This is a genomic window from Mesorhizobium sp. SARCC-RB16n (genome assembly GCF_008520305.1).
In the GTDB taxonomy this organism is placed as follows: domain Bacteria; phylum Pseudomonadota; class Alphaproteobacteria; order Rhizobiales; family Rhizobiaceae; genus Mesorhizobium.
Genome location: NZ_ML703254.1, coordinates 99,279 through 125,186, shown reverse-complemented (window position 1 = coordinate 125,186; position 25,908 = coordinate 99,279). Strand labels below are relative to the sequence as shown.

Sequence of the window (25,908 nt, the reverse complement as noted above, 5' to 3'; positions counted from 1 at the left end):
GACCTTCGATTAATTGAGGCGCTCCCGGCACGGTCGGTGCCAGGAGTTTCAAGTCAGCAGATCGTTTTGTCATTGAACCACCACGGATATTGGCGTCAACGTCATCCCCGCCGTCTTGTTCCACCGTCCTTGCGCGTTATATGGTCGTGCTCTGTCGGATCAGAATGGATTCATATCGGTCGGGCGAAAGGGGAAGATGCCGTGATAGCCCGACCGATCAAGTTCCCCGTCGTTGGCATTGGTGCCTCCGCAGGCGGCATCCCCGCGATGGAGGGGCTGTTCAAGGGCCTCACCAGCCAACCCGGCATGGCGTTCGTGATCATCACGCACCTCAGCCCCAAGCGCAACAGCCTGCTGCATGAGGTTATCGACCGCTACACCGACATGCCTGTCGTGGTGGTGGAGGATGGCGTGGTTGTTGAACCCGACCACGTCTATGTGATGCCGGAAAACGTCACTCTGGTCATCGAAAACGGCGTGCTGCACCTGAGGCGGCCCAATGGGCTCACCCAGGAGCGTAAACCCGTCGATATCTTCTTCAGCGCACTGGCCGACGACCAGGGCGAATACGCGGTCGGCGTAATTCTGTCGGGCGGTGACTCCGATGGAACCTTGGGCGTCAAGGCCATCAAGGAGCGGGGCGGGCTCACCGTGGCGCAAGCGCCTGACGGGTACGGTCCGCGCAATCCCGATATGCCGCAGAGCGCCATTGCCAGCGGGCTCATCGACGTCGCCGTGCCCGCCGAGGAGATTGGGGCGAAGCTGGAGGCTTACACCCGCGGCTTCGACACGCTAAACGGGCTGGCGAATGAAGAGGACGTCCATACGGCCGACATGGATCAGGTCCGCGAACAGATATACGGAATCTTGCGCAGCCACTCCGGTCACGACTTTTCAGGTTATAAAACCAAGACATTCCTGCGCCGGATCAAGCGGCGCATGCAGATCGCCCAGATTCAATCCATCGGCGCCTATATCGATTGGCTGAAGAAGGACCCTCGCGAGGTGATGGACCTGTTTCGCGATCTGCTGATCAATGTCACCAACTTCTTCCGCGATCCTGACGCCTTCGAATTGCTCGAACAAAAGATCATCCCACGGCTGTTCGACGGCAAGACGGCGAGCGATACCGTCAGGGTCTGGGTTCCCGGCTGCGCCACGGGTGAGGAGGTGTTCTCCATCGGCATCTTGCTGCGTGAACACATGGAAACGCTTTCGGCCGTGCCTCGCGTCCAGATTTTCGCCACCGACATAGATGAGCCGGCGCTGGCGGTGGCGCGCGCGGCACGCTATCCCGAAGCGTTGATGCAAGGACTTTCCCCGCAACGCAAACAGCGGTTTTTCAACGGCGATGGCGAAAGCTACGTCCTCAGCAACGAAATCCGGGAACTGTGCATCTTCTCGCCACACAGCGTCATCCGCGATCCGCCCTTCTCGCGCATGGACTTGGTTTCGTGCCGTAACCTGCTGATCTATTTCGGCCCAGCCATTCAAAGCCGCGTTCTTCCTGTCTTCCACTATGCGCTGAAGCCCGGTGGTTATCTTTTCCTCGGCACGTCTGAGAGCGTCGGGCAGCACGAAAGTCTGTTTGCCACGGTCGACAAGAAACATCGCCTCTTCCAGGCACGGGAGCATATCTCGCCGCACATCAGGCTGCCGGCCCTGATCGGCGATGTTCCTTCCGGCGTTTTTCCCGCCGAAACCGCTGGCTTGAAGAAGGGAACTGTCGGCTATCCGCTGCGTCAGGCTGTCGAGGCGCAGGTGTTGGAGCGATTCGCGCCGCCGCATGTCCTCGTCAACGCCGAAGGCGACGTCGTCTACTATTCGGCGAGGACCGGCAGATACCTCGAAGCGCCGCAAGGTATCCCCAGCCGGCAGTTGCTGACGATGGCGCGCCGCGGGCTCCGGCTGGACCTGCGCGCCGCATTGAGGGAGGCGACGACGACACGCCGCACGGTTGTGCGGGACAACCTCGCCGTCGAGGAAGACGACGAACGCGTGCAACCGATCAGGCTGACGATCGAACCGCTTGCCGAGAAGGGCAATGGTGAGCCGCTTTATCTTGTCCTGTTCGAGCCGTCGGGACCGGCGCAGGCCCGATCCGATGAGGACGGCGGCAGTCGTGACAGCGACAGCACCGCCGATCTCGAGCGGGAACTGCGCGACACAAGAGAGCGTCTTCAATCCACCATAGAGGAATACGAGACGGCCCTCGAAGAGGTGAAATCCTCGAACGAGGAACTTGTCTCCGTCAATGAAGAGGCGCAATCCACCAATGAGGAACTTGAAGCTTCCAAGGAAGAGATGCAGTCGCTCAATGAAGAGCTCAACACGATCAACGCGGAGTTGACCAGCAAGATAGAAGAGCTCGATCACGCCAACAGCGATTTGCGGAATCTGTTCGAAAGCACTGATATCGCAACCATTTTTCTCGACCGCAGTCTTGTGGTGCGGACCTTCACGCCGGCGGCCTCGTCCTTCTTCAGTCTCCGCCCCTCCGACGTCGGCCGGCCGCTGACGGATCTGTCGAGCCAACTCGATTATCCCGAGTTGAAGCTGCACATCGACAAAGTGTTCGAGACAGGCGAGACCCTGAACCACCATCTTGCGCGCGATGCCAGAGGCCTGTTTCACTTGGTCCGCATCAACCCCTACAGGGACAAGGGCAACAGGATACAGGGCGTCGTGGTGACACTGGTGGACGTTACCACCCTGGCGCGCGCGGAAGAGCATCAGCAAGTGCTCATCTCGGAGCTCAACCATCGCGTCAAGAATATGCTGGCGGTGATCGCCAGCATCGCCAGCCGCACGCGGGACAGTTCGGATACGAAGGAAGCGTTCGCGGACGCATTGATCGGTCGGCTGCATGCTATGTCCCGGGCCTACGGACTGCTGACCCGCGAAAGGTGGAAGGAGGCGTCGGTCATGGAATTGCTCCATCAGGAACTCGAACCGTTCGGCATCGAACGGGTCGAACTTGATGGCGACGACGTAAAGCTCGCCCCGCAACAGGGGCTTTCCCTCAGTATGGCCATCCATGAACTGGCCACCAATGCGGCCAAGTATGGCGCCTTGTCCAAGCCCCGAGGCAGGATCGGCGTCAAATGGGCGGTCGATGGTGACAGTTTCAGGCTTGCCTGGCGCGAAAAGGACGGCCCTCCTGTCAAGGAGCCGTTGAACGAAGGCTTTGGCCTGAACCTGTTGAAGGGGGAAATCGGCTACAGACTCGGCGGTCATGTCGAGACCTACTTCCGCAAGGACGGTCTCGAGGTCCAAATCGCCTTTTCGGCAAACCATGGGAACGCGCCGTGAGCGATAGACCTCGCGTTCTGGTGGTGGAGGACGAGTGGCTGATCGCGGTGGACGTCGCGTCTGTGCTACGTACTGCGGGCTATCCGGTGGTCGGCCCTGTTTCGACCGTTGCCGCCGCGCTTCAACTTGTCGAGGCGGACAAGGTCGACGTGGCGTTGCTGGATATTCAACTCAACGCTGAGTCCAGCCTGCCGGTCGCGGAAGTCTTGCTGGCTCGCGATACTCCGTTCGCGTTCGTAACGGGATTTGGGGAGCGCGACGTTCCAGCCTCGTTTCGAAACTGCAAATTCGTGGCAAAACCCGCAAGCGAGGCGACCATCCTCACCGCCGTGGCCGACCTTGCGTCGCTTCGCGCAGCCAGGAAACGGTCGTGACCTAAAGCCAGCCCGTTGCGGACAATCCAGCGGTTTGTCGGTGGGCCTAGGCGGGGTGCTCGCCTGGCGTGGCCCGTCGGCATTTCGATTGGACCGGGTTATCCAGCGGAACGCTCGATGACGGGGATGCGCCGGCGGTCTTAGGCGTCACCGGCTTGCACCAGGTCCGTGTCGTTGGCATCGCCCCTTGGGTGCGGCAGGCAGGTCAATCGCGAGCACGATTGAAAGTTCCGAGACCGCAGCGACACCACGCTGCCGAGAGCCGCACGAGCGCCTCGAGGGCCCGTATGGTGGATCAGTCATGCGTTCGCATGACCACCTTGACGCGGCCGTCCTGCTGTCGCGAGACGTCTTGCAGAGGGCGGGTCCCGCTTCGAAATCGGTTGCGTGATCACAAAGGACGGGTCGATCTCACTCTTCCGGACCTTGGCCAAAGGTGGGTTTTCCCTTCAGCCGCGACAACCCGAAGAGGGCAAAGTGGAACAACTGCGGTCGATGCAAGTTCGGTGTCGTGCGGCGTCGTCGCTCCCCTTGTTTGACGCGGCACGATCGGGTTCCCTTCAGCCTGATCAGCCCGCGCAACTCCCTGGTGGGAGGCGCGGGCTTTCAGTTGGGTTAGCGGTCATGTTTCGAATTGAGGTGGAACAACGCACCGGTTCGGCAGTTCGGCCCGCAGGAGGAACGAAACGAAATGCATTATGCCGATGAGATCGCGCTCAGGCGCGTGAAGATGCTGGTCGAACAATATGTTCTCGCCAGAAGCAGGAGGTATGATTTTGTCTCCACCGAGCTCGCGTGCAAAGCCATTCGTCAGGTTGTTCGGAGCCCGATTGAAGACACCGAACTGGATCATTTGCTGGCCAGAAGCGCCGTCAAGCAGGGGCTTTCCGTGCGCTTCGACCGGATAGGTCACCTGGAGGCAGCTTCACCCGAATTCAGCCAGGAAAAGCCGGCATGAGAGCGATGTTGTCACTGTGTGCGGTAGCGGCGTTGCTCGGCTTGGTGGCCTGCAACAACAATGCCGACCCCGTCAAATCCAAGACGGACACGATGAACAGCCAGCCGGTCGACAAAAACCCGACGACGGATACCAATCCGACGGCCCAGTCCAGTACGGGCGGGGACCAGCAGGGCACGCAGCCGACCCAGCCGGCATCGCCAAAGCCATCTGGCGGTTAGAGGCTAGCCGCGGTCAGGGTTGGCTCCGCTGCCTGCCCAGGTTCATGCCGTCGGCGCGCATCGTAGCCAAGCTGCAAAGGGGACGCCCGCTCTGGCTTAGCCAATAATTCTTACCGGAACCGACTTCGCGGCCGGCACGTGAGCCGTCTTGGCGCGATGCCAGAGAGGCACCAGGGGATTGAGCTCTGGGTAATAGCCGGCGCAGTTGCCTTCAGGCACGGAATAGGGTGTCACCCGCAAGCCACGCACGCGCCGCTCCACGCCGTCATCCGCATGGGTTTCAAGATCGACCTGCTGCCCCGCACTCAATCCGAACCGCTGGATGTCGGCCTCGTTCATCAGCAAGACCATGCGTGTGCCATGGATGCCGCGCAGCCTGTCATCGTAACCGTAGACAGTCGTGTTGAACTGGTCATTGGAACGCACCGTCATCAGCGTCAGGACCTTGCGCCCCGATATATCGATGTCGGGGTTTGTCTCGAGCGTCGTCGGCAGCTTGAAATTGGCCTTCTTGTTCGGCGTCTCCCAAATTCGCTTCGATGCCTTGATGTCGCGATGAAATCCTCCCGGCGTCAGGAACCGTTTGTTGAACTGGCGAAAATGTTGGGGAAAGCAGCGCTCGATATCATCGCGAATGCGCGAGTAATCGGCAACCCACTCGTCCCAAGGGATTGAACTCAACCCCGGTACGGTGGCCTTGGCCAACTCGGCCACTATCTTCGGCTCTGAAAGCAGATTTGGCGAAGCTGGGGGGCGTGATCCAAATGAGCCATGGATACAGGCCGTGGAATCCTCCATGGAAACGGTTTGATCGCCGCTTGCCTGCCGGTCTCTCTCGAGCCGCGAAAGGCAAGGCAACAGATAAGTTACCGCCCCAGGGATGAGATGGCTGCGGTTGAGCTTGGTCGCGATTTCGACATGCAGGCCGAGTCGCCGCCAGGCTTTCTCGACCAAGCCGGTTTCGGGCACCGCGCGGACGAAATTGCCTCCCAGGCCGATGAAGCCCTTCACCGAGCCGGCAATGACGCCTTCGCAGGTCTCGACCGTATCGAGGCCCTTCTCGCGCGGAGGTTCGAAGGCATAGAATTCGGCGATCTTGTCGAGTGGAACGAGCTCTGGCTTTTCGGATATGCCCACCGTGCGCTGGCCCTGGACGTTGGAGTGACCACGAAGCGGCGAGATGCCGGCGCCGGGCTTTCCCATGTTGCCGCGCATCAGCAGCAGATTGCATAGCATCTGGACATTCTCGGTCCCGTGCCTGTGTTGCGTCAGACCCATCCCATAATTGCCGATTACCGCGTCGGAGCGGCTGTAGACTTCCGCAACACGCTCCAGATCCGCTCGCGCGATGCCCGACCGTGCGACGATGTCTTTCCACTCGGCCGCGCGCAAATAGGCTTCGAATTCGGCAAAACCGTGCGTGTGTTCGGCGAGGAACTCGACGTCGAGGACGCGTGAATTTACATGCTGCCGAGCGGCGTCGTCGAGTGCCAGCACCGCCTTGGCGATGCCGGTCATTGCGGCGATGTCGCCGCCGCTGCGGACTTGGAAGAAGTCGCTGGACATCTTGGTGCCAGGCCCCGGCGACAACATCTCGACGGGATCCTGCGGGTTCTTGAAGCGCTCGAGCCCTCGCTCCGGTAAGGGGTTGAAGGTAAACACCGGCACGTTACGTTGGCGGGCTTCCTGCAGCGGGTGCAACAGCCGCGGCGCCGTTACGCCGGTGTTGTGGCCGAAGAAGAACATCATGTCGCATTTGGAGAAGTCTTCGAGCTGCACTGTCCCAACCGGCGAGCCGATCGACTCGGGAAGTCCGACGGAGGTCGATTCGTGACACATATTGGAAGAATCGGGCAGGTTCGACGAACCGTAGACGCGTGCGAAGAGCTGATACATGAATGAAGCTTCCAGCGAGGCCCGGCCGGATGTGTAGAAGACGACCGACTTCGGATCGAGGCGCCGGAGTTCCATGCCGATCTCGGCAAAGGCTTCATCCCAGGAAATCGGCTCGTAGCGATCGGTGACGGCGTTGTAGCGCAGCGGATCGGTGAGCCTGCCTTGCTTTTCCAGGTCGCGATCCGGCCAATCGAGCAGTTCGGTAACCGAATGTCGTGCGAAGAAGTCGGGGCCACAGCGCAGCTTGGTCTGGTCCCAGAGGGTGGCCTTGGCGCCGTTTTCACAGAACTCGAAGGGCCGCGGCTCCGCTGGCTTGGCCCATGAGCAGGAAACGCACATGTAGCCGTCTGCCTTGTTCTGCTTGAGCAGCGTGCTCCATATTCCTGACATCAGCAGGCCTTCGCCGTATGCCTTGCGGATCAAGGAGGACAAGGATCCCCATCCACCCGTCGGATGATCGTATTTCTTGATTTCGACGTGGTCGGTAACGGCAGGTTTCATGCCAGCTCGTCCTTGCGAATGCGAATACCAAACCTCGCCTCTCCTTGATTGTTCCCGAGACAGCGAAGCCAGTGTCGGTTGCGTATCCGACCGCGCTCAATGCTGACTTGCCAGGCTGGCACGGGCGATTACGGTGCTTCGACATCGGTTCGCACCCGCGTGTGGAACCATTTTCGTCATTGGCTGTTCGGCAGGCGAAGGGAGCAGCAGGATGGAGCGACGCAACGCAGTAATCTCGCTGGTGATAGCCGCGGTCATTATCGTCGGTTTCCTGATCGGCTTTCACTACGTTGATATGGGCTGGCGCACTTCGCCCCTGAAACGAGCCCCTGAGCAGAACCAGGGCGGCAATGCGCCGGCGGATACTTCACCGGCCGCAGGCGTCCAGAAAAATCCTAAGGAAAATACTGAGATGCCGGGGCAGCAGTGATTGACGGCCCCAAAACAGCAGCAGGAATCGGGGCCCCTGCAGCAGCAGGAACCGGAGACGGACAACCGGATCGAAAGGGCTACCAGCACGAGAACGCCGATCAGGTAAGAAGGCTCATCGGAAGCGATGTCTCAGCCGTCCGTAACGCTTGCGTCGGAACATCTCTGCCGGATGGCCGTTATTAGAGGGTGAGAACACGGACCTGGGGTGTGCTGATGGGCATCCTTTCCGATCTGGACAAAACGCTGACGGACAACATGTATGAACATGGTAGCGAGCTCACCGACGCGGTTGCGGATCTGCCGCCGGCGGTGGTAGAAACCGTAGACCGGCTGATGCCTTTCATTCAGCCCGAAGCGCGCGAGACAGTGAGAAGTCAGGTGCTCGGGCTGATCCGCGAATACAGGAACGACAACCCTGCAGGCCCAGCCGAGCAGGATTAAACTAGCCGTTCTGGTCTATCGCGTGGGGCGCGGGCTGAGTCCCGCGTTCGTTGCCCGGTCTACGGCTGCCGACCCACAACCAAGCCGCGATGATCGCGACTGGCAGGACCGCTATCCAGGCTATGAGATCATTACGGAATCCTCGGTGCCAGCAATCCATCACGTCGGTGCGGTGATCAGGACGGACTGACGGCCCAACGCGCCTCGCAGTGTCTCAGCGCATCAGGCTCGCGGCCAGAAAGACCGCGGCCGCTACCAAAACGACAGCTGCAATGACCAACAGCGGCCAGTTGCTGCCGGGCCGCAGTTCCGGTTCGCTTTCGACCGGCCGCATGGCATTGGCGAAGCTGGTGTCGTTCTCGAATTTTGGCCGGCCGGTACGTGGTGGCTCTGCCCCGGCAATCGGATTTTGCGTATCGGCCGCCTCGGCATCGGTCTCCAGCGGAGCAATGGCGGGATCGAATCCCGGGGTTTTGTCCTGCGTCGCTCCTGACTGAACCTCGCCTCTGGTGGCGGCAGGCGTGGGTTTTGACATCTTGGCCATGACCTCTCCTTCAAACGGGACCCTATCGAATCCGCGGCTGCGTAACGCACCGCGTCAAAGGTCCGATTTGTTCGCCAAGCAGGATCCTGGCGTCTTTGGCCGCAACGATGAACGCCTGCCGTGCGGTCCTTGGAGGCTTTTCTCCGCGTATCACCGCAAGACACGCCCTGATCGCTGCGAGACGCATTTCGGACGCCGGCTCTGGCCAGTCCCGCAGCAGCACTTCGGCGGCATCGGACACAGAGACCACAACCCTATCGCGATCTATGCGGCCAAGCTGAATGACGATCGGCTTTCTGAATTGGCCTTTACGCACGTACCCCTACAACCTGCCCTGTTGCTCTACAAAGCCTGCCCAACGAGGACGAAGCGCGCAGATCCTCCAACTCGGCGATCGTCGATTTGTTCCAGAGGGCTGGCGAATAGCAGCGCCTGGAACCAGGCGCCATCACGACGGTTTTTGCCACTGCCTGGCCCGTCGTCACGAGCGGAACAAAGCGCATCCTGGCTTGTTAGGGGAGCGCGGATTCGCTCACTGACAAGGACAAAGCCCATGAAAACACGACATCTTCTTGCATCCCTCGCTGCTGCTTCGATTGTTCTCGCAATGCCAGCCTTTGCTGCCGACAGCGCCCAGGACTTTGTCGACAAGGCCGCTGTCGGCGGCAAGTTCGAAGTCGAGTCTAGCCAGGTTGCGCTTGACAAGGTCCAGGACCAGCGCATCAAGGATTTTGCCCAGATGATGATCCGTGACCACGGCGCGGCCAACGCCAAGCTGGAAACGGTCGCCGGCCAACAGAAATTGAAAGTACCGACAGCGCTCGACGCCCAGCACCAAGCGGACCTGGACAAACTCAAGAACGCGCAGGCGCCGATCGATCCAGCCTATGTCGACATGCAGCGCAAGGCGCATGACGACGCCGTCAAGCTGTTTGAGGATTATGCCAGCGGAGGTGACAACGCGGCGCTCAAGACTTTCGCCCAGCAAACGGTCGGTACTTTGAAGATGCACCAGCAGACGATCGAAAAGATCGCCGCCGGGCAAGATGGCGTCACCGGGGCGACAACGCCGGCGGTGAAGACCGACAATACTCCCAATGCCGCCGCTCTCGTGCCAGGCGCAAACAGCTTCACCGAAGCCCAGGCCAAGAGCCGGATCGAGGGTGCGGGGTATTCAAACGTGTCGAAGCTTACCAAGGACGATCAGGGCATTTGGCGTGGCCAGGCGGCCAAGGGAGGCGAAAACCTCAACGTCGGGGTCGACTACCAGGGCAACGTCGTTGCCTCGAGCAAGTGAGCATGGATCAGGAGAAATCACATGAAGACGGTAACCGGACTGTTCGACAATTATGACGACGCGGCCGATGCGGTCGGCGAGCTCGAGGCGACGGGCGTCCCACGTGCCAATATCAGCATCGTCGCCAACAACTCGGATGACTGGTATGACGCAAACCATTCCGAGGCCGCCGAAGACGCGGGCAGCGGTGCGGGAATCGGAGCCGTGATCGGCGGCGCCGGAGGCTTGCTCACGGGACTGGGCGTGATGGCCATCCCCGGTGTCGGCCCGGTGGTCGCGGCCGGTTGGCTCGCCGCCACCGCCGCAGGGGCGGTTGCTGGTGCCGTGGCCGGTGGAGCGGCCGGCGGTATCATCGGCGCTCTGACGGAGTCGGGCGTGCCCGAGCGCGATGCACACGTCTATGCGGAAGGTGTACGCCGCGGCGGCACCTTGGTGACGGCCAAGGTGGAGGACGAACTCGTCCCGAATGCCGAGGAGATTTTGGGCCAGTCCCGATCGGTCGACCTGACTGAACGCCGCAGGATGTACGAGGCCGACGGCTGGACCGGCTTCGATGCCAATGCAGGCGAATACGTGCCGGGGGACGTGGATCGCGACGGCGGCCGCTCAATCAACCGGCCTTGAAAGCGAGTCCCGCCCCTAGCCGCCACACTCCGACAAGCGTGGCGGACGAGGCCTACAAAGCATCGACCAGATCGCTAATTGGAATGCTCGGATAAGTCCTACCCAGCAAGCCACCGTGTGGCTTCTGGGCAGTGAATCGGCTTGCTGATCGTCAAAGGCTCGGTCGGAAGGTGCCAGCGTCGCCGTCCGGCGTTTTTTGCATCACCGGTGGAACGTATTGAGGCCATCCAAGTTCAGGTGAGCGCCTCTCGACGCTACCTGTTAGGAGGCGCCCGAGAGTTGTTCGAGCAGCTTTCACTTAGAGCCCGCCACCCTTAGCGGCGGGCTTTTCGTTTGGCTGAATACCGAGAGGCGGGCTTGAGTACTTACCTGAGACAGCGACTCGCTGAAATCAAAGCAGGTCCTGCCCTTCGCGGCCGCCCGCGATCTAAGGGCCGGCCTTCGCGAAGGCAGCTATCCGATGCTTCGAAGCTATTTGCAGCCATGGGCTTCAGCAAGCGGTTGCTAATTGTAATTCAACTAATGGAAGGTGAGAGAACGGTGTCGGACCTGGTCTCTCTGGTGGGCGGGAATCGGACTGCCCTATCCCGGCATTTGAGCGGTATGGCCAAACTGGGGATCGTCCAATACCGCACGGAAGCCAAATGGCGGTATTATGCCTGTACGTTGGAACACTCGAAAACGGTCGTTCGCTTGCTCAGCGACCTTGCTGAGAACGACAAACTTCCGATCCGCAAATCGCGGTCTGGGCTCAGATCGGGAAGCGGGTCGTCTTCCTGGCGCCCCGGATGATCGAACACTCCCAGCAGGCTCCGGGCGGCACACGACGAGGCGTTGCATGCGCATCATTCTATTTGCAATCGTGTTGTTGCGTCCACCAAACGCGTTCGCAGGCGCGACACTTGCCCGTTTCGGCGCTCCCCGTGCTGACTAAGGAAGTTTCAGCCCTTGGGGCGCGCAGCGCCGGCCGACGTTGGCTATGCGAAACTGGACTTTTTGTGCAACAAATTTGCCCTCGGTACATCATAGGTTAGCGACACCTGTTGCGCGGTGCCGCATAAGCGCGAGGTCAGCGGGCACGAGTTCCGCTGCTCGGGAGACCGTCACTCTCGCTTGTTTGGAGACGCTTGATGCTGGACCGCCCCATTCGCACCGATGCCCTCTACCCGAATGATCTAGCGACACTTCGCACGGTTTTCGACGCGATTTGCCAGGAGTTTGCCATTCTGCCGGAAACGGCGGCGGCCCAATCTATCGCCAGCGAGCTGATCAGGCTTTTCCAGACCGGAATGATGGAATCCGCCATGTTGATGATTGCCGTGCGCGCGCGTTGGCAGCGCGATTGGAAAACGGAAGCCAGCAACGCCGCCTGACTTGGGACGGTCAGATGCGCAGCATCGCGAGCCTTTCGAAACGGGTGCCTGATCGCCACGTCGGAGGTTTCGGCACGGTTCAAAGAAGTAGACGAGGCTGGCGTCATGCGGGCGGGCTGAAGTCCAGATTCCTCAGCTCGCGGGCCAGTCAAGTTCGATCCAGACCGGCGCATGGTCGCTTGGCTTGGTCCATCCTCGTAACGGTACGTCCACGCCCGCCCCGCCCAGCCTGCTGATGAGTGATGGGCTCACGAGCAGATGATCCATCCGAAGGCCGGAGCTGCGGTCGTAACCGCCACGATAGGAAAAATGCCAGTAAGACGCCTCGTTCGGGATGGATCAGCCTGACGGCGTCCAGCCAGCCCTCGGCAAGCATGTCTGCGTAAGCTCGCCGGCTCTCTGGGAAGTAGACGGCATCACCCAGCCATCGTGCCGGAATCGCGGCATCGATCGGCGCGGGCACGACGTTATAGTCGCCGCAGAGGACGCTGGCGGGCGTTTCCTTGATCAGGAGCCGTCCGTAATCGATCAGCCGCTCGAACCAGCGGAGCTTGTAGTCGAACTTGGGACCAGGCGCCGGGTTGCCGTTGGGCAGATACAGACAACCGACGACGATGCCGTCGATCTCCGCCTCGATGTAACGGCTATGCGTGTCATCGGCGTCACCGGGCAACCCGCGCCGGCGTTCATGCGGCTGCCTGCCCCGAGCGAGAATGGCTACGCCGTTGTACGACTTCTGCCCGTGCCATATCGCTCCGTAGCCGGCGTTCCTGATGGCATCGGCTGGAAACTTTTCGTCCGAGGTCTTCAATTCCTGAAGGCAAACGATGTCGTAATGCGTTTCACCCAGCCATTTGAGCAGAACCGGCAATCGACCGTTGACACCGTTCACATTGAAGGTCGCGATCCGGATCATCTGCGGCTTTGATCCGACCTGTTCATGATGGCGCTCTCCGTTGGCGAACTCAGCAATGCCCGTGTTGCACGGCATTGCCTGCGGCCCGTCCCTCCGTCGTCGGGGACTGATCTTGCCTATGAGAATTAACCGTCAACAGCGAAGAAGGTTTCGACGCCGGGCAAAGACAGCTGTGACAGACAACGGGGTCGAAGGTCTTTTGGTGGTGGCTGAAGGCAACCGTACAAATTTGGTCTGTCCGCGGGCCGCACTGGAACATCGGACGAACCAAACAGTTCGCACCTGATGCGTCCAGCCAGAGGTGAAAGCCACCACAGTCGACCGGCAGCGGAGGCCGAAGATGTCCTGATCGTCGGAGGCGGGCCGGCAGGGCTGACCGCGGCTCAGTATCTTGCCCGTTTTCGCCATCGCGTGCTGGTGATCGATGCCGGCGATCCCCGTGCCGCCCTGATCGCAACCAGCCATAACTGTCCGGGCTTTCCCGAAGGGATAAGTGGTCCCGATCTTTTGGATCGGCTTCGACGCCACGCGAGCTTGTACGGAGCGACCCTGATGCGGGGTGAAGTCTTTTCTCTGACCCTCAGCGACCGAGGCTTTGATGCTGAGACCTCGATCGGGGCAATCCGCGCACGCAAGGTCTTCCTGGCCACCGGAATTGTCGACACGGCGCCCGTCTTGCCTCGCCTGCGGGAGGCACTTGCTGCAGGTGTTGTCCGGCTTTGCCCGGTCTGCGACGGATATGAAGTGATCGACCGGAATATAGCGGTCGTCGGGCAAGGTGACAGAGCCTTCCAAGAGGCCGTTTTCCTCACTCGATTCACATCACGCGTAACGATACTGGGAACCCTGGCATCGGACTTCTCAACCAGCACGCGCCGTGCGGCTGGCGAAAGAGGGATAGTCATTCGTGACACTCTCGCCAGGCTGAGCCCGGCTGCGGACGGTTGTCTGGCGATTTTGAAAGATGGAGCGAAATGCCGCTTCGATGCAGTCTACGCGGCATTGGGGTGCAAGGTGCGCTCCCAACTCGCCCTGGCCGTCGGTGCGAGATGTTGCGAGGAGGGCTACGTCACAGTCGGTGAGCACCAGCAGACTTCCGTCCACGGCATGTACGCCATGGGTGACGTTGTAAAAGCGCTGAACCAGATAGCCGTCGCGTTTGGACAGGCTGCCATCGCCGCGTCCAACGCGCATGGAAAGCTTACCCTTCCGAGCCGGTTGAACCGGTTATAAGCATTATCTTTGCCTAGCGGAACAAGCTGCCACTCCGAAGGTTGGGTCGGCGGCACCCGAACAAGACAGTTCCTGACAGGCATTGGTATGGCGTTCGACAGGGATGGACCGAAGCTCTCGACCGTTCTGATTGTCGCCGCATTGTCGGCACTTGCCGGATACAATCACGTTCGCGCCAAACGGGCGCTTGCCGGCCCGGCACATGGGCGTGTGATGGAGATTGACGGCCTGTGCCTTCATTTTATCGAAGCCGGCACCGGCATGCCGCTCATTCTGCTGCATGGCAACGGATCCATGGCGCAGGATTTCAAGTCGAGCGGCATCTTCGATCAGCTGGCAAAGACCCACCATGTACTCGCATTTGATCGGCCGGGCTTCGGGCGAAGCTCACGGTCGCGCGGCAGGCGATGGTCTGCTGGCGAGCAAGCCGACCTTATACATGCCGCCGCCGGCAGGCTGGGGATAGAGAAATATCTCGTCCTTGGACATTCGTGGGGCGCTTGGATCGGCCTCGAACTGGCGCGCAGGCATTCTCCTTCGATTGCCGGCATCGTGCTGGTCTCCGGCTATTACTATCCGCCGCCCCGGCTCGATCTTGCGCTGGCCTCGCTTCCGGCTCTGCCGGTCGTCGGCACCGCGTTTCGCCACACCTTGCTGCCGCTGCTTGTGAGGTTTGCCTGGCCTTGGGCGATGCAGAAAATCTTTCATCCGGCGGCTGTCGCGGCCGACTTCGCCGCTGTCGCAAAAGATATCGCCAGCCGCCCTTCCCAACTGCGCGCGGTTTGTTCGGAGTCGGCCTCGATGCTGGCTGCGGCCCTGTTGACGAAGGCCAGCTATGGGCACATTGCCGTGCCGACCGGCATCCTCGCGGGATCTGAAGACCAGCTGTTCGACGCGGAAGGGGAGGCACGACGTCTGCACGCGGAGGTCGATGGCTCTCTCCTCGAAGTGGTTCCGGGCGCCGGCCATATGGTTCACCAGACTGCTCCGCAGGCGGTGGTCGCCATGGTGCACACGATTGCAGGGCGGCACTCCTTGGGGCCGCCGGCCGCGACTTAGCGAGTGACGGGTACATCCGGGCTTTTGATATGGCCGATCAACCTTCAGCCGACATGCAGTCGGTGCTTCACCAGAACATCCAGGCGCTGGTCGACCACAGGCGACAACAGGAGGAGCATGAAGGCCTTCAGGTGCGAATTGCAGGCGCGATTTCGCGCTTTGCGGGAAGCATGACCTTTGTCTATTTGCACCTTGCAATTCTTGTCGCCTGGATTGTTGCAAACCTTGGCGCCATTCCCGCCGTCCCAGCTTGGGATCCGACCTTCGTCATCCTGGCCATGGCCGCCTCGGTCGAGGCAATCTTCCTGTCCACTTTCGTGCTCATCAATCAGAACAGAATGTCTGAACACAGCGAGCGCCGAGCGGAGCTGGATTTGCAGATCAGCCTTCTCAATGAGCACGAAACCACGCGGCTCATCGAAATGGTGGCTGCTTTGACAGAGCGATTGGACGTCTCGACACCGGCCGACGAGGAACTGTCGCAACTGGCCGAGAACGTCGATCCCCGTCAGGTGATGACGCAGATCCAGCAAGCTTCTGGGGATAGGGAGAAACCTTGAGCTAAAAGACGATGCCCCGTCGGGCCGCCGCAAAGAGTGTTCCTTAAGCCCCAGGAACATTCGCTGCAATTCAAGGTTCGGTTGCAGGCCTGCATTCCTCCCTCGTGTCTGGCCTGGAGGCTGTCAAGCAGCTTCGGCCCGTCTCGGCTTTGTCGAGGCGGGCCTTCATGACTCCGCCGCGAAGTTGCGGTGGCGCAGTGCTTGGCAGCAACAGGATCATCACCCCGGTTTCTCAACGTTTAAACGCGCACCAAGGTCTGGAACGTCCATCTACGGATCGGAGCTTGGCTCGGACTTGTTCACCAGGGCAGCTTACTCCGTTCGATCTGGCCTTGTGCTTCGTTCTACGAAGACCTGCGGAACATTCTTTCCTGTCCAGCGTTAGGGCGCGCCGGACAATGCTTGTTGTACAATCCTTGCTCTCCGGCCCCGAGGCTGGGATCTGCAGCTTCAGGCCGCCTCGGCCCCTTCCGAAGCGGATGGCGCGGGAGTTGAGATGCGATGCATAGAGATGCCTTCATACCATCAGAACTTGCCGTACTGAGCCGCGTCCTTGCACGCAGCAATCTCAAAAACGAGACCGAAACTGAGCGAGAACAGCGCGCATCGCGCATCTTGGCTTATTATCAAGCCGGGATCACGGACGAGAACGAACTTGAACAGCTTTCCCGACAACCGCTGGGAAGGTGACGACTAGTCTTCCGTCTTCAGAGCTTCCGCCTCGTGACCGTCCTGGAATATACACGTCCCGATAGGGTGCCTGTCGGATTTGTCTTCGTGCAGGCAAGCTCGTCGAGCCTGCGGTCAAGTTCGTCAAGCAATGACCGATGCTGGCGGGGCATGTCCGCATCAGTCGGCAGATCCAGCAACTGGCGAAGCTGGCGACGGCTGGCGTCCGATGAAATCCACTCAGGTATGAGACGGGCAATGGCCTTCTGTTGCGTCTTGCCGATTTCTTCCATGTTGAGAACTCGCGCTTATCCGTGGGTCGAACTTGGCGGCTCCATCATGGTTCCCCGTCATGCATAACAAACCGCAGCGGTCGAGCTACCGGCTACCTGCACCAGTGATGGACGGTTGCGTGACTGCTTTCCCTAATTTGCCGACATATGAAAAACTGCCAAGAAGCCGGCTTGAAACACCACAGTTGCCCCCTCAATTCGGTTTCTCCGGCGCGGCGCTCGTCTCGGCACCCAACAGGACAGCCATACTTGTCCTTGCATCACGTATCCGGGCTTTGATCGTGGCCGTGTCGCAATCGCAGATGTCGGCGGCGTCTTCATGCGACAGTCCGAGCATGCAAACCAGAACTGTGGCCTCGCGCTCCGGGCCAGGCAGGCGGTCAATGGCACAAGCTATCTTTGGACCGGCTTGCATATAGGCCGGGGTGCTGGTCGCAGAGGATTCCGACAGGCAGCCAAACGACGCGTGAGGTTGAGGGGCCGCGCCTCCATGCCTGGCCAAAGAAACCCTGCGCATGGTTGCGAAGATCCAGGGCCTCACTCGGCTTCCATCAAGGCCCTCGAGGCCCGCAATCGCTTTGATCAGCGTTTCTCGGACAAGGTCGTCAGCTTCGTCGATGCTGCCGCAGAGCGAGCGTGCGAACGCCCGCAATGCCGGAACAAGGTCGACCAGACTCGTCTGTTCCCCAAGAGCTAGTGGCGATGAACTGCCAGGAGGGGTAGGGGACTGTGTCGGCTCCGCAAGAGCGTGACCCGATATGTTGAGCTTGCGACGGTGTTCAGCCATCACACCGATCCTTCCGAGAGGTGGGCCCTCTTCCCGTCGGTCTGATCTGGCGCAGTGAAGGGACCACAACCGACGGATGTGTCTCCCCCGGCACCGATCCAACTAATCAGGTCGCCGGTTTGGCGCACTTACATAGATTAAAGCATCCGCCTGCTTGAAACGATCGACCCACTTCCAGACCCAAGTTCACCCGAGGCATCACACGGTGTCACAGGATGAGATGTGTCGTCTCCCTGCCGTCCGATGACAGGCGCGTTGGCCAAACGGAGGTGCGGGCGCCGCGCTGAAGCAACTTTCTTCGCATCGACGCTGCAGTCGGCTGGAGCGAAATCGGCGTTTGAATCTATCTCAACGATCTGATCTGAAGTGAGAGGCTCAACCGCAGGATCTTGTCGCCATTTTCATCACGCACCTCGACGAACAATTGCTGCCCGTCGACGCTTTTCAGTGCGTCTCTCGTGAGATCGACAAGGCCCTCGAATCCGGCACGTCGCACCTCTTCGATGCCAGCGCATTCGACACCTATCTCATCCTGCAAAACCAAATCGCGATCGCCGCTGTCGAAGAAAAAACGTGCCATCGAGAGCTTCCGTCACCGCTAAGCTGCGGGGTTCCCTTGGTGCAGGTAGGTCGTGTCGAAGTCTCCTGCGTGAGTGAGGCCCGGCCAGTCGATTGCATGCACTCTCGACCCCGTGGTGGCGATGAGGCCTTCACGTCGTAGTTCCTGAAGCGTCCGGTTGACGTGGACCGTTGACAGACCCAACGCGTCGCCAAGTGCTGCCTGCGTTATGGGAATATCCGCGACGTGATCCTGAATGCGTCCGACCGATTTCAAGCGAAATATGAGTTCGCACAAAATGTGAGCCATGCGGGTATAGGCCTCACGTCTTCCAACATTGGTGACCCACTCCCTGTATATTGCGGCGTCGATCAGCGTCGACCGCCAGAACGCGGTAGCGATGCGAGGGTGCTGGTAGCAAAGGTTGCGTAGAACGTCGTGTCGCATGAACCCCATTCGGGCTGGCGTCAGGGTCGAGAAATTACAATCCATGACCGACAGATGCAGCCCATGCAGATCCGGAATGTCCCCGGCGACGAAGAAGGATGTGATCTGTCGCTTTCCATCGCCGGTGTATTTGGTCGAACCGACCAAACCATCCAGAACGACAAACGAGTAAACGGGACGGTCGCCCTCACGCACCAGGTCGTGGCTGGCCGAAAAATCCTTCTCCTGAATCGGTATGGTCTTCAAAACCGCGATATCAGCCTCTCGAATATCCGAGATGGTCTGAAGCTTACGGATAAGTGTATCCGAGGATGAGGTGGGGGGCAAAACGGCTACCTAGCTGGTGTTGCGTACCGAACTTTTATTCGCGCCAAAAGTTCCAGCGGTGAAGGGATCCGAATTGGCTGCCGTCGTAATTGGGCGCTACGAGATTCAAGTCCTAAGAGCGCCAGACTCGGCCGCCGAGGGCAGGCGGGGCCACTACAGCATGTCGCGGCGAATAGGATTCGCCCGACCTGCTGTAAGCTTCTGATTTTATGCATGTCGTCATCCCGCAACCGAGGACCCTTCCGGGCGAGATGCATTAGCCTGAGCACTTTAGCGCACACCACAGGAACAGGGTTGCTCCGCGCACGTTCCCCGCTGGTGCAAGGTGAGATTTCAGTGAACAGACCTATTTCGCGGACGAAAATTATCGAGCAGACCGACCACCCGTCGAATGACAGAGATCTTCCGAGAGAACAGGGCGTCTCGCCTTCTGCGGCAATCGCGGCGGCTCTGGCCGACTCGCTGGAGGACAATCCGAACAAATACATTGTTCACATAGCCGCCTCGGAACGAAGTGCTGAAGATATCGCTGGAGCTCTGCGTCAGTTTCTGCCGGGCGCGGAGATCATCTTCCTGCCCACCTGGGACTGCCTGCCCTACGACAGGGTATGGCCGACACGCGCCAATATGGGGAAAAGGCTCCTCGCGTTGAGGGAGATCGCAATCCAGCCCCAACGTCCGCGCGTCGTGGTTCTGTCGATCGAGACAACTCTGCAGCGGGTGCCCCCTGCATCAGTCGTTGCCAGCGGCTTCACAATTCTGGAGCCCGGACAAAAGTTCGACCCGGATGATTTCCGAACGAGAGCCGAGGCGGTTGGATACGGTGTCGATGAGAGAGTCGATGAACCCGGAGAGATAGCCTTTCGGGGCGATCTCATGGATATCTTCCCTGCCGGGGCCGACCATCCGGTTCGTGTTGTCCTCGGTCCGGATAGCTGTATCCGAGAACTCAGGACATACGACCCGGTCAGCCAGCTTAGCGAACAATCGCGTGAGTCAATCACGGTTGGACCCGCGTCCGAACTGATCTTTGAAACGGGGAACCATCCCGAGTTGGCGGCCGTGCGCGCGACCTCGATGGAAGAACGCCTTGTCGCCTTGTATGGCAGTATGCCATCGTTCTTCGATCTTGCATCCAGCGCCTCGGTCTCCTTGCCAGAAGGGCTCGAAGGCCCGCCGCTCGACCGGTTCCTGGACCTGATCGAAGACGCACATCGCGGCAGGCAGGAGGTTGCCGGGCCAGCAAAACGCTTGCCGGAACAATTTTACCTGTCGCGTGAGGAATGGGACGCTGCAGTTCGTAAACGCTGCAGAACAAGTCCTACTGTTTCCGCCACCCGAGTTCCCAAATTCTATCAGCAAGTGCGATCCCGAGATCAATTCGCCGAGTTTGTGGAAAGGCAGACAAGGTCTGGCGTCAGTGTGGTGTTCACGGGAGAGGCTCCTGAACTGAAGCGAGCGGATCTTCTGCTCGATCGGAAGCTTGGTCGGCGGATGGAAGCCGCGGCGGACTGGCCGCAAATCCGTTCGGCCGCAAGGGGCTCTCTTCTCAAGGCCGAAATCGTTCTCGATGACGGGTTTGTCGACGAGCAATCCTGGATCGCGGTCGTGACCGCGACCGACCTATTTGGTCCTGCCTTGAAGGCAAATGGCAGCGCGGCCACCAGCCTGCTCGAACCCGAGTTGCGCATTGGCGATGTCGTCGCGCATGAGGATCATGGCCTGGCTGTCTTGGCGGCGGTCGAACAGGTCGATTTGGCCGGCCAGCAACGGGATATCGTCAGGCTAGAATATCATGACGGGGCGTCGTTGCTGGTTCCGGTCGATGAATTTGGGCGGATATGGCGCTACGGCTCGGAACCCGATGCCGTGCCGCTCGATCGCTTGAACAGCGACGGGTGGCTCAGCCGACGCAAGGCTGCGCTGCGCGAGATCGACAGGCTAGCCAGGCGCCTGGTGGGCCTTGCCAAAGCCAGATCCAGCCAGCCAGCCGAGATCATGAAACCCTCCCGCTCGGACCTGGCGCGGTTTGCCGCGAAATTTCCCTATACTGAGACTCCCGACCAGGCTGCCGCCATCCGCGACGTGCTCGACGACTTGTCGTCCGGAAGAACAATGAACCGGCTTGTCTGCGGCGACGTCGGCTTCGGCAAGACTGAGGTGGCCCTGCGTGCCGCCGCCGCCGCCGCCCTCTGCGGAAAGCAGGTTGCGGTCATAGCGCCGACAACAGTGCTGGCACGGCAGCACCATGAGACGTTCAGCCGCCGGTTTGCGGAAACTGGCCTCGAGGTCGCCCACCTTTCAAGAATGATCGGAGTGGCGGAGGCGAGAACGGTCAAAGAGCGGCTGCGGAGCGGTCAGGTCGCGGTGGTTGTGGGTACCCAGGCCCTGGCGGCCAAAAGCGTCAGCTTCGCCAATCTCGGACTGCTGGTGATAGACGAAGAGCACCGGTTCGGCGTCAAGTTTAAGCGGGCGCTGCGGAACATGGCGCCCCGCCTTCATACACTGAGCATGAGCGCCACGCCGATACCCCGGACGCTGCAATCGGTGATGTCGGGTGTCCAGGAGGTCAGTGTGCTCAACTCTCCCCCCGCCAAAAGACGTCCCGTCCGCACGATCCTGGCGCCTTTCCATCCAGCTTCGGTAAGAGCCGCCCTTTTGCGCGAATTTCGCCGGGGCGGGCAGAGCTTCGTGGTGGTTCCTCGCATCGAGGACATATATCCGGTTGGCGAGCAGCTAGACAGACTGGTGCCGGAACTCGCGGTTGTGACGGCGCATGGCGAAATGAAAGGGAAACAGCTGGACGAGATCATGGTGGGATTCGGTGACGGCGACGGCGACGTCCTGTTGAGCACAGACATCATCGAGAGCGGCCTCGACGTACCCCGCGCCAACACCATTGTGATCTGGCGGGCGGACAGATTCGGTCTGGCGCAGTTGCACCAGCTTCGCGGTCGGGTCGGAAGGGGAGCGGTGCAGGCCATTGCCTTTCTTCTGACCGAGCCTGGCGTCGAACTGGCCGAAGGCACAAAAGCTCGACTTTCAACCATGATTGCGCTCGATCGACTTGGCTCCGGACTGGCGATCAGCCAAAGGGACCTCGACCTGCGCGGGGCAGGAGACCTCTTCGGCGAAGATCAAGCCGGGCACATGAAGCTGATCGGAACGGATCTCTATCAGCATTTGCTGGAGCGGGCGGTCTCGTTAGCAGGGGGAACGGCCGATCCCGACAAGCAGCTTGCCGACATCAACGGCACGGGAAATGGGGCCTTTCCTGAAAGCTACGTTAGCGAGCCCACGGTGCGTGTCGGTCTTTATGCCAGGCTGTCTCGCATGACCTCCGAGGCGGATGTCGACGCATTCGGCGAAGAGCTCGAGGACCGGTTTGGAGATATGCCCGGCGAAGTCGCGGATTTGCTGGAACTCAGTAGGTTGCGCATAGTCGCGGCGGAACTGGGCGTCAGCAAGATCGATGTGGGACCCGAAGCCATCGCGATCACCTTCCGTAAGAAATCGGTGGCATCGGAATGGCGCTTCGAGAACGCACCGAGATTCGAGTTCCGCCACGGTCGGTTGATTTTCAGGTCAGCGACCCAGCCCCGCGGCTCAGACGTCGATGCCGTCCGCTCGGTGCTCGGCGCCTTGCGTGCGGCCCAGCCGAGCCGGCGCCAAGGATGATGGGGTCGCTCGGATCACCGGTTCCAGATCATGGGGAAAGTTCGGCGCCTCGATGGGTAGTGTGTCAGTTGACGTCTTTTCTCTTTGAGTCCCGGCCGGAAGCATTTCAGAGACCTCCACAAGGATATCCTTCACGAAGTGATTGATCTTGGCGCCCATCTACTGCGTGCCTGTTGTTTCGATGGCGTTCGAACTTGCTGCCGAAACCAATGTTCCGGCTGAAACGCATCGCGCTCTTTCCTAATAAGGTTGGCGGCTTCCACGAGGCGAACGGATTCAACTGCGGGCGCGCCGGGGCGCGCGCCCGCAGTTCGCTCAAGGCATCACTCCGGCTTGATGGGCCGTCATGGTTGCCATGTTCTGATCCAGATGGGCCATGATCCAGACTGAGCCCAAAACCACCAGCGCCACGATCAACACGCCGAAGGCAAGGGCAAGGACGTTGTTGGTGTTGTCCGGCCCGGTCGTCAGGTGCAGGAAGAAGACAAGATGCACGCCCATCTATGCGACAGCGAGCACCACCAGGGCCGAAATTACCGCTGGCTGGTAGATCAGACTGTACTGAGCCGCCAGGAACGACGCAACCGTCAGTAGGATGGCCAAGCCGAAGCCGAGCAGGTAGCCCGAAAGGCCCCCCGCAATTTCGTGCTCGGTTGTGCGTTCCTCGCCCGGTGCTGAATCGCGGCGGTCCTGCATCTCGCTCTCGATGTCGGTCATGGCGATGCTCCTAGCAGCTAGACCAGGGTGCGCGAGATCAGCGCGAAGCCGAAGAGCGTGCTGAAAAGGCGGCAACGAAGCGCGTCGGACTGTTGCGCGGCATCTCAATAGGCCGTACGCCGCTTCCTTCTCGCGCTCTGCTCCTCTGATGCAGAGGGGCGTCGCCGGCCTCCCAATGAGTGCCCTAACTGAGGCCTCCAAACGCTTGTTCCGCCGGCGCTCCGTCTTGACCGGTTTCGAGCGGCGAAGCCAGTTCAATACCGGCGGATGTTCGAAGCAGTAGAGCGATGCGGCCCCGATAGGCTCAGCTGTTGGGGACCGTCGCTGGCTCGCGCACGAATTTCATTTTCGGCGGCACGGCGAACTCCCTGAACCGATCGGCCAGGCTGTCGAGAGCTTGGCGCATGCCCACGCCCGCAGCCGCCGCGCCGTGTCCGCTGATGACCATCTGCGGCTTCAGTGCGGCCAGGCGCTTCACGGATCGTTCCGCCGCATCCCAGTCGGGCGTGAAATAGCGTGGCGGACCGTGCATCTCGAGATCCTGAACGGCGACTTCATACACCGACTCCTGACCCGTGGTGATGAAGGCGTCCCCCACGATCAGCAACCGGTCTTCCTCCCGCCACAGCGAGATATGGCCGGGGGCGTGTCCTGGCGTGTGCAACCATTGCCATCCGGGCATCCCGGGGATCGATCCGTCGGCAGGCAAGGATACCAAGTGGTTGCCAAGATCGATCGGCCCGCGTGGAAAGAGCGGTGAAAGCAATGCCATCAGTCCACCCCCCACCCAGGGGTCCGGTGGCGGATAGGACGCGGTTCCGTCCAGATAGGGGCGCTCGAGTGGGTGTGCGAAGACAGGCACATCCCATATTTTCGCAAGGTCCAGAACCGTTCCCACGTGGTCGAAATGGCCGTGCGTCAAGATTATCGCGGCCGGCCGCGCGTCCGTCGCAAAGCGCTTTTCCGCGACCGCAAGGATGCTGCTCCGGGATGTCGGCAAACCTGTATCGATCAGCACCCACTTCCGGTCTCCGCTACCCGGTGCGCCGAAGAACACGACATTGACGATTGCCAGCCGCAAATAGCCCAGATCTGGTGCGATGCTCCAGGCGCCGTCGCCACGATCCTCGCGCCGGGCATGGTCGATATCGGTAAGTCGAATTTGAACGGTCATATGATCCCGTGCCTCTGTTGTTGCCGACGAGCCGGTCGAATTAAGCGATGCCGGCGCTACTTGGCCCCGAACTTGGTTCGGCCCACCTTGTTCCTGATTTCGCCATCCGCCACTCAGCTCCCGGACGGTCGACCACCGGAACAAAGCCTGGATCAATCGGTTTGGCTCTACCTGCGCGCGGGGACGAGAGGTTTTTGCTGAACTGAGCAATGGGATACGGCTTGGCCGATCGGATGCGCCATTCGGCAGCCGATTCCCGTTCCGAGCAAGGCGGCCCAGTGCGAAGCCGACTGTCCAAAGGAGACTTCGAATGAACGAGGCGGGATGCAGGGATGGGCAGGAGGTGGATGCTTCGGGTGCCGGAGCTTCGCGCTTTGCCAGTTTTTTCATGGCAGGCTTTGAGTGCTCCTCGCACCGGCGCAAGGACGGCGTTCGCCTCGACCTTATTCGTGCGACCTCGCATAATTTGCATGCCTTGGGCGACTACCGCGGCTGTGCCGAACTTGGCCTTCGCACCATCCGCGACGGGCTGCGCTGGCACCTGATCGAAACCGCTCCCGGAACCTATGATTGGTCAAGTTGGGCGCCTATGGTCGAGGCAGCCCAAACGGCAGGTGTCCAGGTCATCTGGGACATCTTCCACTACGGATCCCCGGACCACATCGATCAAGGGTCGATCCATTTCATCGACGCCTATGCCTCGTTCGCGGCGGAAGCCGTGAGGGTGCACCGCTCGATTACCGGAACATCGCCTCTGTTGTGTCCAATCAACGAGATCTCCTTCTTTGCCTGGGCTGTTGAGGTTGGCTATTTTCCGCGCGTGGGGCCGAACAAACGGGGATGGTTCAAGCGGCATCTCGTCAAGGCTGCCATCGCGGGTGTTCGTGCAATGCGGGACGTCGACCCAGCATGCAGATTTGTCTGGGCCGAGCCGCTCATCCATATCGCTCCTCGCGACCGGACCCGCGGCGAACGGCGCCGGGCCGAAAACGCCCGACTGGGACAGTTCGAGGCTTACGACATGTTGCTGGGCCGCGTTGAACAGGAGTTGGGCGGGAGCGAAGATGTTGTCGACGCCGTTGGCCTGAATTTCTATCCGCACAATCAATGGTACATAAATGGTCCGACCATCCCGATGGGCCACCACGAGTACCGTGCTCTGTCGGAAATGGTGATCGAGGTCGCTCATCGATATGGCAAGCCGCTGTTCATCGCCGAGACCGGCTCGGAGGGATCCGGCGGGCCGGCTTGGCTCCACTACGTCTGCGACGAGGTGCGTGCGGCGATGAGCTTCGAAGCGCCGGTCGAGGGTATTTGCCTGTACCCGATAACCGCCTATCCCGGGTGGGATAACTCCCGACATGCGGAGGTGGGGCTGTTTTCGGTCATCCAGGCCGATGGCACGCGGCGTCTGCGCCAGCCAATCGCGGACGAACTGGTCCGTCAGCAATATCTGTTCGAGCCGAGCCCGACGCGCTGAAGGCGGCCGGCAACACCACGGGGAGGGCGCCTGTCA

At 60.5% G+C, this 25,908-nt stretch carries 24 protein-coding genes and 2 pseudogenes; 16 read left to right on the top strand and 10 right to left on the bottom strand.

Annotated elements, in window-relative coordinates; translation table 11 throughout:
• Window positions 1–168: 168 nt before the first annotated feature.
• The 4 genes from C7I87_RS02715 to C7I87_RS02700 all read left to right on the top strand — a co-directional run bounded on the left by C7I87_RS02715 (window position 169) and on the right by C7I87_RS02700 (window position 4,865).
• Window positions 169–3,312 (top strand): CheR family methyltransferase, encoded by a 3,144-nt coding sequence (locus C7I87_RS02715; RefSeq protein WP_188393709.1) that lies wholly within the window; start codon window positions 169–171, stop codon window positions 3,310–3,312.
• Complete coding sequence (locus tag C7I87_RS02710; protein WP_149902737.1) at window positions 3,309–3,686, top strand: response regulator; 378 nt, start codon at window positions 3,309–3,311, stop codon at window positions 3,684–3,686. The genes C7I87_RS02715 and C7I87_RS02710 overlap by 4 nt, the downstream gene beginning before the upstream one ends.
• Before the next feature lie 691 nt (window positions 3,687–4,377).
• Window positions 4,378–4,644, top strand: a complete 267-nt coding sequence (locus C7I87_RS02705) for a hypothetical protein (protein WP_149902736.1) — start codon at window positions 4,378–4,380, stop codon at window positions 4,642–4,644.
• On the top strand, window positions 4,641–4,865 hold the full coding sequence (locus C7I87_RS02700; protein WP_149902735.1) for a hypothetical protein: 225 nt from the start codon (window positions 4,641–4,643) through the stop codon (window positions 4,863–4,865). The genes C7I87_RS02705 and C7I87_RS02700 overlap by 4 nt, the downstream gene beginning before the upstream one ends.
• Window positions 4,866–4,961: 96 nt before the next feature.
• Here the strand turns inward: C7I87_RS02700 and C7I87_RS02695 are convergent, their stop codons facing one another.
• The gene (locus C7I87_RS02695) at window positions 4,962–7,262 is read right to left on the bottom strand and encodes an FdhF/YdeP family oxidoreductase (protein ID WP_149902734.1); all 2,301 of its coding nucleotides are present in this window, start codon (window positions 7,260–7,262) and stop codon (window positions 4,962–4,964) included.
• A 211-nt stretch (window positions 7,263–7,473) separates the two neighbouring features.
• Here C7I87_RS02695 and C7I87_RS02690 point away from each other — a divergent pair, with 211 nt between their 5' ends.
• Together C7I87_RS02690 and C7I87_RS02685 are read left to right on the top strand one after the other, a co-directional pair.
• Window positions 7,474–7,692, top strand: coding sequence for a hypothetical protein (locus C7I87_RS02690; RefSeq protein ID WP_149902733.1), 219 nt, complete (start codon window positions 7,474–7,476; stop codon window positions 7,690–7,692).
• Between the two features lie 215 nt (window positions 7,693–7,907).
• Window positions 7,908–8,135: a hypothetical protein gene (locus C7I87_RS02685; RefSeq protein WP_188393702.1), complete on the top strand. Its 228-nt coding sequence runs from the start codon at window positions 7,908–7,910 to the stop codon at window positions 8,133–8,135.
• Between the two features lie 214 nt (window positions 8,136–8,349).
• Here C7I87_RS02685 and C7I87_RS02680 read toward each other — a convergent pair whose 3' ends face one another.
• Entirely contained in the window at window positions 8,350–8,679 is a 330-nt protein-coding gene (locus C7I87_RS02680; protein ID WP_149902732.1) for a hypothetical protein, read from the bottom strand.
• Window positions 8,680–8,701: 22 nt separating this feature from the next.
• The gene (locus C7I87_RS02675) at window positions 8,702–8,920 is read right to left on the bottom strand and encodes a DUF982 domain-containing protein (RefSeq protein ID WP_246696162.1); all 219 of its coding nucleotides are present in this window, start codon (window positions 8,918–8,920) and stop codon (window positions 8,702–8,704) included.
• 312 nt (window positions 8,921–9,232) lie between these two features.
• On the opposite strand from C7I87_RS02675, the gene C7I87_RS02670 reads away from it, so the two are divergent.
• From C7I87_RS02670 to C7I87_RS02655, 4 genes are all read left to right on the top strand, one after another.
• Window positions 9,233–9,976, top strand: coding sequence for a DUF4142 domain-containing protein (locus C7I87_RS02670; RefSeq protein WP_149902730.1), 744 nt, complete (start codon window positions 9,233–9,235; stop codon window positions 9,974–9,976).
• Window positions 9,977–9,997: 21 nt separating this feature from the next.
• The gene (locus tag C7I87_RS02665) at window positions 9,998–10,600 is read left to right on the top strand and encodes a general stress protein (protein WP_149902729.1); all 603 of its coding nucleotides are present in this window, start codon (window positions 9,998–10,000) and stop codon (window positions 10,598–10,600) included.
• Window positions 10,601–10,933: 333 nt separating this feature from the next.
• Window positions 10,934–11,392 (top strand): ArsR/SmtB family transcription factor, encoded by a 459-nt coding sequence (locus C7I87_RS36390; RefSeq protein WP_306440417.1) that lies wholly within the window; start codon window positions 10,934–10,936, stop codon window positions 11,390–11,392.
• Window positions 11,393–11,730: 338 nt separating this feature from the next.
• Window positions 11,731–11,973, top strand: a complete 243-nt coding sequence (locus C7I87_RS02655; protein ID WP_149902727.1) for a hypothetical protein — start codon at window positions 11,731–11,733, stop codon at window positions 11,971–11,973.
• A 132-nt stretch (window positions 11,974–12,105) separates the two neighbouring features.
• Here C7I87_RS02655 and xth read toward each other — a convergent pair.
• Window positions 12,106–12,889: pseudogene (gene xth, locus C7I87_RS02650) on the bottom strand (exodeoxyribonuclease III).
• Window positions 12,890–13,174: 285 nt separating this feature from the next.
• Here xth and C7I87_RS02645 point away from each other — a divergent pair.
• The 4 genes from C7I87_RS02645 to C7I87_RS02630 all read left to right on the top strand — a co-directional run bounded on the left by C7I87_RS02645 (window position 13,175) and on the right by C7I87_RS02630 (window position 16,431).
• Window positions 13,175–14,122 (top strand): NAD(P)/FAD-dependent oxidoreductase, encoded by a 948-nt coding sequence (locus C7I87_RS02645; RefSeq protein WP_149902726.1) that lies wholly within the window; start codon window positions 13,175–13,177, stop codon window positions 14,120–14,122.
• 87 nt (window positions 14,123–14,209) lie between these two features.
• On the top strand, window positions 14,210–15,181 hold the full coding sequence (locus C7I87_RS02640) for an alpha/beta fold hydrolase (RefSeq protein ID WP_149902725.1): 972 nt from the start codon (window positions 14,210–14,212) through the stop codon (window positions 15,179–15,181).
• Between the two features lie 29 nt (window positions 15,182–15,210).
• A complete protein-coding gene (locus tag C7I87_RS02635) occupies window positions 15,211–15,741 on the top strand; it encodes a DUF1003 domain-containing protein (protein ID WP_149902724.1) in 531 nt (176 codons plus the stop codon).
• Between the two features lie 501 nt (window positions 15,742–16,242).
• Window positions 16,243–16,431, top strand: coding sequence for a hypothetical protein (locus tag C7I87_RS02630; RefSeq protein WP_149902723.1), 189 nt, complete (start codon window positions 16,243–16,245; stop codon window positions 16,429–16,431).
• A 17-nt stretch (window positions 16,432–16,448) separates the two neighbouring features.
• On the opposite strand, the gene C7I87_RS02625 is transcribed toward C7I87_RS02630, so the two are convergent.
• The 4 genes from C7I87_RS02625 to C7I87_RS02610 all read right to left on the bottom strand — a co-directional run bounded on the left by C7I87_RS02625 (window position 16,449) and on the right by C7I87_RS02610 (window position 18,823).
• Window positions 16,449–16,703 (bottom strand): hypothetical protein, encoded by a 255-nt coding sequence (locus tag C7I87_RS02625; RefSeq protein ID WP_149902722.1) that lies wholly within the window; start codon window positions 16,701–16,703, stop codon window positions 16,449–16,451.
• Window positions 16,704–16,896: 193 nt separating this feature from the next.
• Complete coding sequence (locus C7I87_RS02620; RefSeq protein WP_149902721.1) at window positions 16,897–17,490, bottom strand: sigma factor; 594 nt, start codon at window positions 17,488–17,490, stop codon at window positions 16,897–16,899.
• A gap of 343 nt (window positions 17,491–17,833) precedes the next feature.
• A complete protein-coding gene (locus C7I87_RS02615) occupies window positions 17,834–18,070 on the bottom strand; it encodes a DUF6894 family protein (RefSeq protein WP_149902720.1) in 237 nt (78 codons plus the stop codon).
• Window positions 18,071–18,088: 18 nt separating this feature from the next.
• Window positions 18,089–18,823: a Crp/Fnr family transcriptional regulator gene (locus C7I87_RS02610; protein WP_149902719.1), complete on the bottom strand. Its 735-nt coding sequence runs from the start codon at window positions 18,821–18,823 to the stop codon at window positions 18,089–18,091.
• Window positions 18,824–19,159: 336 nt separating this feature from the next.
• On the opposite strand from C7I87_RS02610, the gene C7I87_RS02605 reads away from it, so the two are divergent.
• Window positions 19,160–22,501: a DEAD/DEAH box helicase gene (locus C7I87_RS02605; protein WP_188393701.1), complete on the top strand. Its 3,342-nt coding sequence runs from the start codon at window positions 19,160–19,162 to the stop codon at window positions 22,499–22,501.
• A gap of 315 nt (window positions 22,502–22,816) precedes the next feature.
• On the opposite strand, the pseudogene cyoD reads toward C7I87_RS02605, so the two are convergent.
• Window positions 22,817–23,218: pseudogene (gene cyoD, locus C7I87_RS02600) on the bottom strand (cytochrome o ubiquinol oxidase subunit IV).
• Window positions 23,219–23,522: 304 nt separating this feature from the next.
• Window positions 23,523–24,392, bottom strand: coding sequence for an MBL fold metallo-hydrolase (locus C7I87_RS02595; RefSeq protein WP_149902717.1), 870 nt, complete (start codon window positions 24,390–24,392; stop codon window positions 23,523–23,525).
• Between the two features lie 310 nt (window positions 24,393–24,702).
• On the opposite strand from C7I87_RS02595, the gene C7I87_RS02590 reads away from it, so the two are divergent.
• A complete protein-coding gene (locus C7I87_RS02590) occupies window positions 24,703–25,872 on the top strand; it encodes a glycoside hydrolase family 26 protein (RefSeq protein ID WP_149902716.1) in 1,170 nt (389 codons plus the stop codon).
• The last annotated feature ends 36 nt before the right edge of the window (window positions 25,873–25,908 follow it).